Source organism: Balneolaceae bacterium (assembly GCA_034521445.1).
Classification (GTDB): Bacteria; Bacteroidota; Rhodothermia; order Balneolales; family Balneolaceae; genus JAXHMM01.
Window position 1 is genome coordinate 121,234 of the sequence record JAXHMM010000011.1, and the last position, 12,535, is coordinate 133,768.

Genomic DNA, 12,535 nt, shown 5'->3' on the forward strand with positions numbered 1-12,535 from the left:
GGCTACTTCCTGCCGTTTTCAGGGGTTGCGAATTCCTTGCGGCGCTCGGCAAAGTCGGAGAGCTTTTCCCGGATAAGGTGATTGACGGTATCCTCGGGGAAACTGCCGTCCGGCTGCTCCTCGCCGGCGGTCATGCCGGTGAGCAGCTCCATGCCCTCGTCGAGGGTTTCGATGGACCAGATGTGGAACCGGCCCTCCTCCACCGCCTCCACCACGTCGCTGCGCAGCATCAGGTTCTTCTCGTTGGCCTTGGGGATGATCACGCCCTGCTCGCCGGTGAGCCCCTTTTTGCTGCAGACGTCGAAGTAGCCCTCGATCTTCTCGTTCACCCCGCCGATGGGCTGGATCTGCCCGTGCTGGTTGACCGAGCCGGTTACGCTGAACGACTGTTTCAGGGGGAGGTCGCCTATGGCCGAGAGCAGCGCGAACAGTTCGGCTGCCGAGGCGCTGTCGCCGTCGATGTTCCCGTAGGACTGTTCGAATACGAGGGAGGCGGACATGGCCAGGGGACGTTCCCGCGCGTAGCGCTCGCCCAGGTAGCCCTTGATAATCAGCACGCCCTTGGAGTGAATGGGACCGCTCATCTCCACCTCGCGCTCGATGTTGATGATCTCGCCCTTGCCCAGCTGCACGCGGGCGGTAATGCGGTTGGGCCGCCCGAACATCAGGTTGCCCAGCTGCAGCACCGACAGGCCGTTCACCTGCCCGACGGCCTCCCCTTCCGTGTCGATGAAGATGGTGCCCCGCTCGATGGTCTCCTGCACCTTGTCGCGCAGGCGCGCCGAGCGGTAGATCTTGTGCTCGATGGCCTTCTCCACGTCTTCGTAGTGCACGTGGCCGTTATCGTTCTCCTCGGCCCAGTGGTCGGCCTCAATCAGCAGGTCCTTCAGCTCCTCGGTCTGCGTGGAGAGCTTCTCGTTGTCGCCGGTCATCCGCGATCCCTGCTCGATGATGCGGGCCACGGCCTTCCGGTCGAAGTGCCGCAGGCCGTTCTCCTCGATAAGGCCGGCGATCAGCTGCGAGTAGTGCTCCTGGTTGTCGCCGTTGCGGTCAATCTCGTCCTCGAAGTCGGCCTCCACCTTGAAGAGCTTCTGGAATTCGGGGTCGTGCTCACAGAGCAGGTAGTAGAGCATGCGCTGCCCCAGCAGCACCACCTTCACCTCCAGGTCCACCGGCTCGGGCGAAAGCGAAACCGTGCTGATCATGCTGTAGGATTCGCCGAGGGACTCGATCTTGAGCCTGCCCGATTTGAGGGCGCGCTTCAGTCCCTCCCAGGCGAAGGGCTCCAGCAGCACCTGCCGCGCGTCCAGCACCAGGTAGCCCCCGTTGGCGCGGTGGAGGGCGCCCGGCTTGATCAAATTGAAATTCGTGGTCAGGGCGCCCATGCGTGACTTGTACTCCACGCGGCCGACCAGGTTCTTGTAGTTGGGATTGTCCTCGTAGACCACCGGGGCGCCCTCGGTTTCGGCGTGGTCCACCAGCACGTTCACCCGGTACCGGTCCAGCACCGGGGTGCCCGAGTCGGTGCCCTGCAGCCGGGCTTGCCGGCCGCCCATCATCTGGGCCATCTGGTTGCCGCCCTGCTGCTGACCCTGGTTGCTCATGATGGCCTGCACGTTCTCCACGATGTCCAGCTCCACGGCGTCCAGAAAGTCCTGCACGCGTTTCAACTCGGAGAAGGCCTCCCGGATGTCGTCAAAGAGGTCCTTGATGGCAAAGGTGGCGATCTCCTTGTCCAGCTCCTTCTTCTTGCGGCGCAGCTCGCGCTGGGCGGACGGCATCTGGCGTATCAGTTCCTGGAGCTTCTCCTGCAGGCCCTTGGTCTTCTCCTGCAGCTCCTGGCGTTTCTCCTGGGAAAGGCTGTTCACCTCCTCCTGGTTCATCAGGTCGCCGTCCTCCTTGATGGGCGCGAAGGTAAAGCCCGCGGGAGTGCGGAGCAGCGAGAGTCCCTTCTCCCGGGCCTCCTCCTGCAGCTCCTCGAAAGTCTGGTCCTGCTGGTCCTGCACCTCATCCTGCAGGGCCTGGCGGCGGTTTTCGTACTCCTCGGTCTCGAAGGCGGCCGTCAGCGTGGGAGGCAGGTCCTCGATCAGCTTCTCCATCCACTCCTTCAGCTCGCAGCCGCGGCCGCGAGGCATATGCAGGGCCGCGGGTTCGTAGCGGTCGTCGAAGTTGTTCACGTAGCAGAGATCCCCCGGGGTCTCCTCATCAGCGGAGGCCTCCTCCAGGTACTCCAGGATGTGTCCCCGCTTGTCGGTCTCATGGGGACCCAGGGCAAAGATGTTGTAGCCCTTGCGGTCGATGCCCGTGCCGAAATCCAGGGACGAGGTCAATCGCTCCTGGCCGAGCACCTTGACCCGGTTGGAGATTTCTTCGGTGGATTCAAAGTCGAATTGCCGGGCGTCGCACGCCTTGCGAAGGGACGCGGCGTCGAGCTGGTTCATGTGGGATGGTTTCGTTGCAGAGTATGACGTGTAATTACAAAGGGAGCCGGGGCGCTGACGTTCCATGAGATCTAAAATGGGTGCCGGCTCGAGGATGACAGCACTGGGGATCATTTTGCAGAAGTTGGGATATATGGTATTATAAATGATCAGGTACAATACGATACCAGAAACCAGCCCTGAAGTCTGCTATGGATACTTCCCTGCAATCGATACTGGACGCCTTTCACGATCTGCTTTTTCTCTTTTCGGAAGAGGGGGTCATCAAGGAGTACCTCTCTCCGGGCAGGCAGGACAGGCCGGTGTTATCCGTAAACGATTTTTTAGGGAAACATTACCGGGATGTAATGCCCCCTCATGTGAGCAAAAAACTGGACCAGGCCATTGAACACCTGGATCGGAAGGAGACCGATTTCAAATTTGACTACAGCATCGAACTCGACGGGGAAAAATCCTGGTTCGTGGCCGTGGTGTCCAAGGTAGACCTGGGAGACAAGACGGCATACCTGGCGGCGGTGCGTGACATCACCGAGCGGAAAAACAAGGAGCTGTTGCTCCAGGGCGTGCTGAATACCGCGCCGAGCGGTATTTTCGTGTACCGTGCCATACGGAATGCCGATGATGAAATTGTGGATTTCGAAATCAGCCAGGTGAACCGCTCGGTCGAACAACTTACCGGCGTGTCCCCTGAGGAGCTCGTAGGATTGAGAGTGACCACCATGATTCCTAATAATTCCCAGGCGGAGATACTGGAACAGTTCAAGATCGTCGTAAACACCGGGGAGATGGTGGATTTCGAATATCATGATAAGGAGGGCCTCGGCAAACCGTCCTGGTACAAGTGCAAGTCAGCAAAATTCCGGGACGGAGTGGTGAGCTCGTTCCAGGACATCACCGAACTGAAGGAATACCAGGAAAAGCTCGTACGGAAGAACCAGGAGCTGAAGAATCTGAACCGGCAGAAAGACAAACTGCATTCCGTCATAGCCCACGATCTCACCAATGCTGTATCCGGGTCCGAAGCTGCCTGGGATTTCATCTTTGAGGAGTATGACACTCTCTCGGAAGAGGAGCTGCTGGAATTCCTGCACGCGTTGCGGGAAAATAACAGGAACGCCAATAGGCTGCTGAAAGATCTCTTGATGTGGTCCAGGAACCAGTTTCAAGAGGTGGAGGCAAATTCCGAAATCATTCCTCTGGCTGAAGTTGCCGACCAGGCATTTCAAGGCGTCAAGTCAAAGGCCGACGATAAAGAGATTGCACTGAAAAATCGGGTTCCAGGACAGACGACCGTCAAAGCCGATCCCAACATGTTGAAAACCATATTACGCAACCTGGTCGGCAACGGCATCAAGTTCACTCCCGAAGGTGGGGAAGTCACGGTGGAGGCCGTTCAAAAGGATCAGGAAGTAAAAATTACCGTATCGGATACCGGGGTGGGGATGGATCGGGAGACGCTGGAAAAAGCCCTCGACAAGACCAACAACTTTACCTCACACGGGACCTCCGGCGAAAAGGGCTCCGGACTGGGACTGGATCTCTGTCACGACTTCCTGGAGAAACAAGGGAGTAAACTTATGGCCGAAAGCGAACCGGGTAAGGGGACTTCCTTCTACTTTACCCTGCCGGCCGGTACCTCCTGACCTGCACCTTCCTGTTGTTCCGTTACGTTCTCTCTTCCGGGATCGCAATTATTCGTACTGAGACAAGCACCGCGGCAGAATCCCAAAAATTTATTTGGTAAATATTTGATTAAGACAAAATACTCTTATATCTTTTAAACGCACTGAAGAAAGAACCCGGCCGGATCAAAAGACCTGAATCGACCGATGGATTGAAAAGCTTCTACGCACTCATCTACCATTTAATAAGCCATAAAGGCAACTCATATGAATACCTTTAAACAGATTACACTGGCGATGGCGGGCCTATTCCTGGTCCTCTTCGCCGTACCGACCCTTGCACAGGACAGCACCGGAACCGAACCGTTTCCGGCAGAATTTGAAATTGACGGCAAATGGTACGGCCTGCCCGACGCCAGGCTCTACCAGGAGGACTACGATGGACCTCCCGTTGTGGGCGACAACCTGACCATGCTGCCCAACGTCGCCCCCCTCTCCCCCGGGAACAAAAACCACGATGTGCGCATCGACGTGGTGACCCAGGAGATCGAAGTGGCGCCGGACATGCGCTACCGCGCGTGGACCTTCGGCGGAACCGTCCCCGGTCCCGTCCTGCACGTTCGCGAAGGCGACAAGATTACCTTCACCATGAAAAACCGCTCCCACGAGGAGGTCGCGATCTCCCAGCCGGCCAAAGGCGGCTCCATGTTCATGCAGCAGCTCGCCTCGGGCAACATGCAGAATCCCCAGCCGGCCGTCCAGCCCATGATGCACTCCATGGACTTCCACTCCGGTACGGTGGCGGCGGACGACAAGTGGCGGAACGTGCCTCCGGGCATGACCCTGCAGTTCGAGTGGATTGCCAACTATCCCGGCGTCTACATCTACCACTGCGGCACCCCGCCGGTCCTGCAGCACATGTCCATGGGACAGTATGGCGTGGTAATCGTCTCCCCCAAGGAGGGCTATCCCACCGACGAGCAGGTGGACAAAGAGTTCGCCGTGGTGCAGTCCGAGTTCTACCTGAAGGAGAAGGTCGGTGAGGAGGGCATCTACGAACTGGACTACAATGCCGCCCTGAACAAGCAGCCCACCGTCGTGGCCTTCAACGGACATCAGAATGCCATGATGGAGAATCCACTGCAGGTTGACAAAGGCGATCGCGTGCGGCTCTACATGCTGAACGTGGGGCCCAACGACGTCGCCAGCAGCCACGTGATCGGCGCCATTTTCGACCGGGTCTGGTACGAAGGCAACCTGGAGAACGAGTGGCGCGGCATGCAGACCGTCCTGCTCGGCGCGAGCAACGGCGCGGTCATGGAGTTCATCGTACCCGAAGAGGGACACTACGTGTTGGTGGACCACGAGATGGCCGACGCCGAAAAAGGCGCCAAAGGCCTGATCGTGACCGGCGGCGACTCCAACTGAATATCACCAGGCAAACAACCCATTTATTCACTCAAAATCCCGACACCATGAAAACACTCAAGAAAATAACCACCCTGATCGTACTCTCCGTCCTCCCCTTCCTCGGCGCCTACGCGCTGCCTGGGAGCAGCGGGACCGGCGCGGAGGATATCCGCACCATCGAAATCAAGGGAACCGACCAGATGAAGTTCGACGTAACCGAAATAACAGCCCAACCCGGTGAGGAGATCCGTATCCGGTTCACCACCGTAAGCCAGATCCCCAAGGCGGCCATGGCGCACAACGTGGTGGTTCTGAAAGAGGACACCGACATCGACGCCTTCGCCAACGCCTCCGCGATGGCGCGGGATAACGACTACCTCGCCCCCGACTACAAGGACCAGATCATCGCGGCTACCGACCTGGCCGGGGGTGGCGAAACGGTGGAGGTGACCTTCACCGTGCCCGATAACCCGGGAGAATACGAGTACATCTGCTCCTTCCCCGGCCACTTCGCGGCCGGCATGAAGGGCGTGCTGACCGTACAACAGCCTGACGCGCGCTGAAGCAGGAAGTAACGTACAAGCTGGATTAAGCTAAAAGGGCAGTCCCGAATAATATCGGGGCTGCCCTTTTTTGTGGGAAGAGCTCCTGAAATGGCGCGGTTTCGAACAGCAAGATCCCTGCCCCTGCGATAACGGAAACGTGTACAGGGAGTGCTGCCTAGGCCAGGAAGGCTTGGTAAATATTTCCTAATTGATTTGGACTGAAATCAATATTTCATTATTATGATTCAGATACAAATCATTTTATGGATAATTTGATTTCATATCAAAACAACTTGGTGGAACAGGTAGGCCATACCTGGCACCGATACCTGTATCCCGAACTGGATAAAGACATCCGTCTGCTGGGCCTCAAGGGATTGCGTGGAGTCGGCAAGACGACCATGCTATTGCAATACCTGAAATATGAGTACCCCGACCGGAGCAAGGGGCTCTATGTTACGGCAGACCATCCCTACTTCTATGAACACACCTTGTTCGACCTCGCTTCCGACTGGTACATGCATGGAGGCAAACTGCTCCTGATCGACGAGGTACACAAATATCCGAACTGGTCCAGGGAACTCAAGCTGATTTATGACGGACATCCCGATATGAGGACCCTGTTCACTAGCTCTTCTGCCCTGGACCTGTATCGGGGCGAATCCGACCTGAGCCGCAGGCTTGTCACCCGTACTCTACATGGTTTGTCGTTCAGGGAATACCTGGCATTCAGACACGACATCCGATTCGACCCTATCAAGCTGAATGATGTGCTGCATAAGCACAGCCAGATTACACCAGATCTGACCCGCGGGCACCATATGGTCCCTTTATTTAAACAATATCTGCGGGATGGATACTTTCCCTTCGCTGCCGGTAAAGGTGAAGATACCTTTCTCCCCGGATTACTCAACATTATAAATACCGTACTGGAAAGCGACCTCTCCTACACAGAAGATTACAGCAGCGCCCATATTACGAAGATCAAAAAACTACTGGGAGTCATAGCAGACAGCGCCCCTTTCGAACCCAATATCTCCAAAATAGCCGAGAGGCTTCACCTGGGGAGGAATACCGTCAACATCTACCTGAAAAATCTTGAGGATGCACGCATACTGAATCTTCTGAACAAACCGGGAAGAGGAATCACGCGTTTACAAAAACCTGAAAAAATCTATTTCGAAAATGCCTCCTTTGCATTTGCATTCCAGTCCAGCCCAAATATCGGTACCCTGCGGGAGATCTTTTTCATGAACCAGGTTCAAAATGCCGGCCACCGAATACATCTGAGTCCCGAGAAGGGAGATTTTCTGGTCGACGGGGAACTCCTATTTGAGGTAGGCGGAAAAAACAAGGACAAAAGCACCCTGAAAAAGGTGGAGAATGGCTACTTCGCACTGGATGACCTCGATCACGGTTTCGCGAACACCATTCCGCTATGGCTGTTCGGTTTTTTATATTGATTGGCTGCATGACAGACATGCGGGAAGTGCAGTTATGAATGAATTCAACAGGTGAAGCCATGAAATACGCTGACGAAACCGTACAGACGGTGCTGGATGTCGTACTTTCCAATGCCAAGCCCTTCGGGAATTTCAAAAATACGCTGCAACGTTATCCCGAGGTCCGCCAGTCCTGGTTCGACTTCAAACACGAGCGGATGAAACAGTGGGTGAGGGAGCAGATAGAATCGGATCGTTCGACCCGTTAGGATCACCATATGGATCCCACCATAATAGTCCGTCAGTTCCGGCGCAAGTTGATAAACGCTTTTGTACACCTCAATGAGCCGTTGTGGAACCGTCTGTTTGAGTGGTTCATGGTATTGCCGACGCTGGAAAAGTGGAAGGCGTAGATAAAAAACCGTGAGAGGCGAACCTGCTTCATGATCTCATATATTTGTCTTCTATAAAAGGCAATTATTGCAAGTATTTGTGTTTTTAAAACGACGAAATTTGGGATACACGGATCAAGTACCCCTACAGGCTTGTACCACAGAACCAAATCCGGTAATCGGACCCATTTCCTTTTCTTGTAATATTTCCCTCCCTTCCCGGTACTAATGGGGTGAACGGAGGCCGATTACCCATGACCCAAAAACAACAGCGAGAAATCTTCGAGGAGTGGATGGAGCAGCACCAGGCGCTGATCCACACGGTCATTTTGCACAATTGGATGTGCAATTTTCCGAATCGCCGAATAGATCTACAACCTGCGCACCTTCAGCGCGGCCACGGCCGTCCTCAGCGAGCAGATGTTATCGCGGTAACAGTTCACCCAGTGGATGACCGACTTGCGGCGGCGCAGCACGTGCGGGTCGCAGGTAGAATAGCGTCCCTGCAGTTCGTCGACCATGGCACTCACGTCGTCCTTGATCTCCATCTTGAGAGCGTCGGGCAGATCGCCCCATCCCATCAGGCGGAAGGTCTCCTGCAGCCGGCGATGCTCCTCTTCGGCCTCACTGAGCACCTTGCGGAGTACCGGGGCGATTTCGTCGCGGCGGCTTGGAATGCGGTGATGTGTGATCGCTGTTTTCATGGTATCAGAGGTTTATTGGCTGATGTTCACTCCCATGATAACCGACGGGGGTGACACCTGTATGTCACCCCTCTTTCAAAAATTTTCCTTGCCCTCTTCCCTCAGGGACAATACCTTTCAAATCGGACGCAGAAAGACAGAAAGCCCACTTTTTCGCCTGCACATGGAACAGATAAGCTGGGATGATTTTGAAAAAGTGGATCTGCGGGCAGGCACCATCGTGGAGGCGGAGGCGTTCCCCGAAGCCCGCAAGCCGGCCTACAAGCTGCAAGTGGATTTCGGGGAGAAGATCGGCATCAAGCAGTCCAGCGCGCGCATCGCCGACCTCTACCGGCCGGAGGATCTGGTCGGCCGGCAGGTGCTGGGCGTGGTGAATTTTCCGCCGAAACAGATCGGCCCTTTTATATCGGAGTGCCTGGTCACCGGTTTTTACCGCGAGGACGGGTCGGTGGTGCTGGCCGGGCCCGACAGGCAGGTTCCCAATGGCAGCCGGCTGGCATAATAGATTCTCAACGCAGCCGCCTGAGGGATTCCCCCACAGGAGAAATAGTGGTTTTTTATCTGGAAATGTGATAGCGTAAACCAACCGGCCCGCCGCCGGGCCAGCAAGAGTAGACAGCATCCAACGGCATGAACAACCGCATTCGCTCCGTCATCACGGGTACCGGTTCCTACATCCCCACGCGCAAGGTGACCAACGACGATTTCATGGATCACCGCTTCCTGGACCGGGAGGGCAATCCCATGGAAAAGGACAACGAGGAGACCATCCGCAAGTTTGCGGAAATCACCGGCATTCACGAGCGGAGGTACGCCGACGACGACATGCTCACCTCCGATATGGGGGCCGAGGCCGCCGTCAAGGCGCTGGAGGATGCGGGCCTGGATCCGGAGGAACTGGACTACATCGTGGTGGCGCATAATTTCGGGGACGTCAGGGCGGACAATCCGCGGGTGGACATGGTGCCCGCCCTGGCCTCGCGAGTAAAGCACCACCTGGGCATCTCCAACCCGAAATGCGTGGCCTACGACCTGCCCTTCGGCTGCCCGGGATGGGTGCAGGGCATCATCCAATGCCACTATTTCCTGCGCAGCGGCGACGCCGGGGCCTGCCTGGTGATCGGTGCGGAAACCCTCTCGCGGGTATGCGATCCCCATGACCGTGACAGCATGATTTATGCCGACGGTGCCGGCGCCGCCGTCCTGCAGGCGCGCCGCAGCGACGATCCGGCAGGCATCCTCAGCCACAAGGCGCGCACCGACACCGAGGAGCAGGCCTACTTCCTGAAGATGGCCGAATCGTACGGCAGCGGCTGCGGGGAGACGATCTACATGAAGATGGACGGGCGCAAGCTCTACCAGTACGCCCTGACACACGTGCCCGGACTGGTGAAGGAGAGCCTGGACGAGGCCGGCGTAGACTTCGGGGAGGTGAGCAAGGTGCTCATCCACCAGGCCAACGCCAAGATGGACGCCGCCATCCTGCAGCGGCTGGGCAAACTGTACGGCGAGGACCAGGTGCCCGACGATCTTATGCCGATGACCATCTCCTGGCTCGGCAACTCCTCGGTGGCCACCGTGCCCACCCTGCTCGACCTGATCCGGCGCGGAGAGATGGAGGGCCACCGGATCGAGGAGGGCGACCACATCGTACTGGCTTCGGTCGGCGCCGGCATGAACATCAACTCGGTGGTCTACCGGGTGCCCTGACAGCGCGCCCCTTCCCTTTCGACGGGTGGTTCAGCCCTTTCAATCCACGGCGGAAAAGCCTACTTTGTGCGGGATGCGGTCCCGCCTCATAGGCCGCCATCCAACCACAACAGCAAGTCACATCAGCATACTGTTTTTATGGACGAACTCAAGATAACGGGCGAGGTCAAGAAAGTACTGGAAGAGCAGTCGGGAGAGAGCAAGAACGGCCCCTGGAGAAAGCGCGATTTTATACTGGAAACCCAGGGCAAGTATCCCAAACCGGTCTGCATCACCCAGTGGGGCGACAACATCGACCAGGACAATGTCCATGAGGGTGAGACCGTCACCGCCCACATCGACATCCAGAGCCGTGAGTACCAGGGGCGCTGGTACACCGACGTGAAGGCCTGGAAAATCGAGAAAGGGGCCGGCGGGGATGGAGGCAGAGACATCCAGCTCTCCGCATCAGGCGACAGCGACGACGACTTCGATCCGCAGGACGTGCCCGACGACATCGACGACGAACTGCCCTTTTAGAGCCAGTCCAGCGGATCCACCAGCTCCATGTTCCGGGAAGACTCCACGAAGTAGCGCAGCAGCGGGGCGTGTCCTGACCCAAAAATGACCGCCACACGGTCACCGGGTTCTGCCACTCTTGCCAGTTTGGCAAATATCTGAATGTTGCGCCGATGCCATTGGGTAACAAGATCTACCCCCACCCAGGTGGAATCGTCCCCCACGGCGGCGGTCTTGGCGTAGTAGTTGCGCTGCCTGGAAAGGCTCTCCTTCCCGTTGTTGTAACGCAGGATTTCCCGGATGGTGGCGTTGGCATACAGAGAATCGTCCACCTGCTTTACGGTACGCCTTATGCTGTCAAATTCACGGATAAATTCCGGTTGATGCTCCTTGGCATACCTGATCACCGCCCGAAAGGGAAATTCGCCCTCGTAGTCAATGCCGTAGAGCCGGCTGTGTCCCATACGCCCCGCCAGCCGGAAGCCAAGCTGCTGGCGTTCGTTGCGGGTCAGCTCGTGCTCGCCTCCCAGCCAGGCCCTATACATGCTGTCCATCTCCGCCCTGTAATCAGGACGCGCCTCCAAGGCCACCTTGGTGGGCTTAAATTCGGCCAGTGAATCAACCACCTGCCGGATCTGACGCTGGTACTTCGGTAGTTTGACGTCGGGAAACTCCGTATTGATCACATCCTGCCCGGGATTGCCGAAGTGGGAAGTGCCCAGGATCATGACCTGGATTTTTTCCTGTCCCATTTCGGCCGCGCTGGTATCGTCTCCATCCTGGGCATAGGTCGTGCCGCAGAGGAGGATGAGCAGGAGCGTCAACCCCGAGAAATTACGCAGGAATGTAAAATTGATGAGGCTTACGTAACTTTTCCATGTTCGGTTAATGGGTATCATTCGATCATGAGTATCCTGTGATTCGAATTGGTTGGATGGAAGACACTGGGACTTCCTTCACATGCGATTACGAACAATGGGCGTATTTGTTAACCAGCGGTTACCCGGAGTTGCAATTTAGCCGGCGCTTTGGCTAATTGCGTAGTTATCAATATCTGCTTCACAGCTCATGTACAAAAATTATGGACCCCTACCGGTGCTCTTTTGAGGTCATCTGGGCGGATATGGATCCCAACCGCCACATGCGCCACTCCGTCTACAACGACTACGCCGCCCAGGCGCGGGTGAGCATGTTCGCCGACGGCGGACTGCCGATGGACGGCATTGCTGAATGGGGACTGGGACCCATCCTGTTCCGGGAGGAGACGCGTTTCCTGAAGGAGGTACACCTGTCGGACACCCTTACGGTGACCTGCGCCGTGAAGGCCATGCGGGAGGACGGCAGCCGGTGGACCATCGTGCACGAGCTTTTCCGCAGCGACGGGGCGAAGGCCGCGACTATTACGGTGGAGGGCGCCTGGCTCGACCTGCAGAGCCGCCGCCTGGGCACCCCTCCCGACGAGATGCTTGAGACGCTGCAGCAATTTCCGCGGACGGACGATTTTGATTGGCTGGAGTGATGCCGACGTGGGACTGTGGGCAAAGTACCTGCGTATCGTCCATCAGAATCGCACGGTCAGGTGGGCCACAGGGTAGAAGGGGAAGGCACCCATATGGGAGGGCGGATTTTCAACATCGTAGGGCTGCGTGGGCATCTGCACTGCCAGGTTGTGCAGCACGGGCGGATTCCTGCTCGGTGGTGGTCCGAAGAGAGTCCTTGCAGCCTGCAAGCAGAAGCGGAAGTATGGCCAGCATGAGAGTGGCCCTTCGCA

12 protein-coding genes are annotated in these 12,535 nt (G+C 57.0%); 9 read left to right on the top strand and 3 right to left on the bottom strand.

Annotation, left to right across the window (positions count from 1 at the left end; translation table 11 throughout):
- Positions 1-2 precede the first annotated feature (2 nt).
- Positions 3-2,441 (bottom strand): AAA family ATPase, encoded by a 2,439-nt coding sequence (locus U5K31_12285; protein ID MDZ7773500.1) that lies wholly within the window; start codon positions 2,439-2,441, stop codon positions 3-5.
- Between the two features lie 191 nt (positions 2,442-2,632).
- Here U5K31_12285 and U5K31_12290 point away from each other — a divergent pair, with 191 nt between their 5' ends.
- The 5 genes from U5K31_12290 to U5K31_12310 all read left to right on the top strand — a co-directional run bounded on the left by U5K31_12290 (position 2,633) and on the right by U5K31_12310 (position 7,729).
- Entirely contained in the window at positions 2,633-4,084 is a 1,452-nt protein-coding gene (locus U5K31_12290; GenBank protein ID MDZ7773501.1) for an ATP-binding protein, read from the top strand.
- Positions 4,085-4,330: 246 nt separating this feature from the next.
- The gene (locus U5K31_12295; protein ID MDZ7773502.1) at positions 4,331-5,491 is read left to right on the top strand and encodes a multicopper oxidase domain-containing protein; all 1,161 of its coding nucleotides are present in this window, start codon (positions 4,331-4,333) and stop codon (positions 5,489-5,491) included.
- A gap of 47 nt (positions 5,492-5,538) precedes the next feature.
- The gene (locus tag U5K31_12300; protein MDZ7773503.1) at positions 5,539-6,036 is read left to right on the top strand and encodes a plastocyanin/azurin family copper-binding protein; all 498 of its coding nucleotides are present in this window, start codon (positions 5,539-5,541) and stop codon (positions 6,034-6,036) included.
- Between the two features lie 245 nt (positions 6,037-6,281).
- A complete protein-coding gene (locus U5K31_12305) occupies positions 6,282-7,481 on the top strand; it encodes an AAA family ATPase (protein ID MDZ7773504.1) in 1,200 nt (399 codons plus the stop codon).
- Between the two features lie 59 nt (positions 7,482-7,540).
- Positions 7,541-7,729, top strand: a complete 189-nt coding sequence (locus U5K31_12310) for a UPF0158 family protein (protein ID MDZ7773505.1) — start codon at positions 7,541-7,543, stop codon at positions 7,727-7,729.
- 494 nt (positions 7,730-8,223) lie between these two features.
- On the opposite strand, the gene U5K31_12315 is transcribed toward U5K31_12310, so the two are convergent.
- Positions 8,224-8,556, bottom strand: coding sequence for a hypothetical protein (locus tag U5K31_12315; GenBank protein MDZ7773506.1), 333 nt, complete (start codon positions 8,554-8,556; stop codon positions 8,224-8,226).
- A gap of 163 nt (positions 8,557-8,719) precedes the next feature.
- Between U5K31_12315 and U5K31_12320 the strand changes: the two genes are divergently transcribed.
- From U5K31_12320 to U5K31_12330, 3 genes are all read left to right on the top strand, one after another.
- Positions 8,720-9,058, top strand: a complete 339-nt coding sequence (locus U5K31_12320) for a tRNA-binding protein (protein MDZ7773507.1) — start codon at positions 8,720-8,722, stop codon at positions 9,056-9,058.
- Positions 9,059-9,186: 128 nt separating this feature from the next.
- On the top strand, positions 9,187-10,266 hold the full coding sequence (locus U5K31_12325) for a ketoacyl-ACP synthase III (GenBank protein ID MDZ7773508.1): 1,080 nt from the start codon (positions 9,187-9,189) through the stop codon (positions 10,264-10,266).
- Between the two features lie 138 nt (positions 10,267-10,404).
- Positions 10,405-10,785, top strand: coding sequence for a DUF3127 domain-containing protein (locus tag U5K31_12330; GenBank protein ID MDZ7773509.1), 381 nt, complete (start codon positions 10,405-10,407; stop codon positions 10,783-10,785).
- Here U5K31_12330 and U5K31_12335 read toward each other — a convergent pair.
- Positions 10,782-11,663, bottom strand: coding sequence for a DUF5694 domain-containing protein (locus U5K31_12335; GenBank protein ID MDZ7773510.1), 882 nt, complete (start codon positions 11,661-11,663; stop codon positions 10,782-10,784). The genes U5K31_12330 and U5K31_12335 overlap by 4 nt on opposite strands.
- A 182-nt stretch (positions 11,664-11,845) precedes the next feature.
- Here U5K31_12335 and U5K31_12340 point away from each other — a divergent pair, with 182 nt between their 5' ends.
- Positions 11,846-12,283 carry a thioesterase family protein gene (locus tag U5K31_12340; GenBank protein MDZ7773511.1) on the top strand — a complete coding sequence of 146 codons (438 nt, stop codon included), beginning with the start codon at positions 11,846-11,848 and terminating at the stop codon, positions 12,281-12,283.
- Positions 12,284-12,535 lie beyond the last annotated feature (252 nt).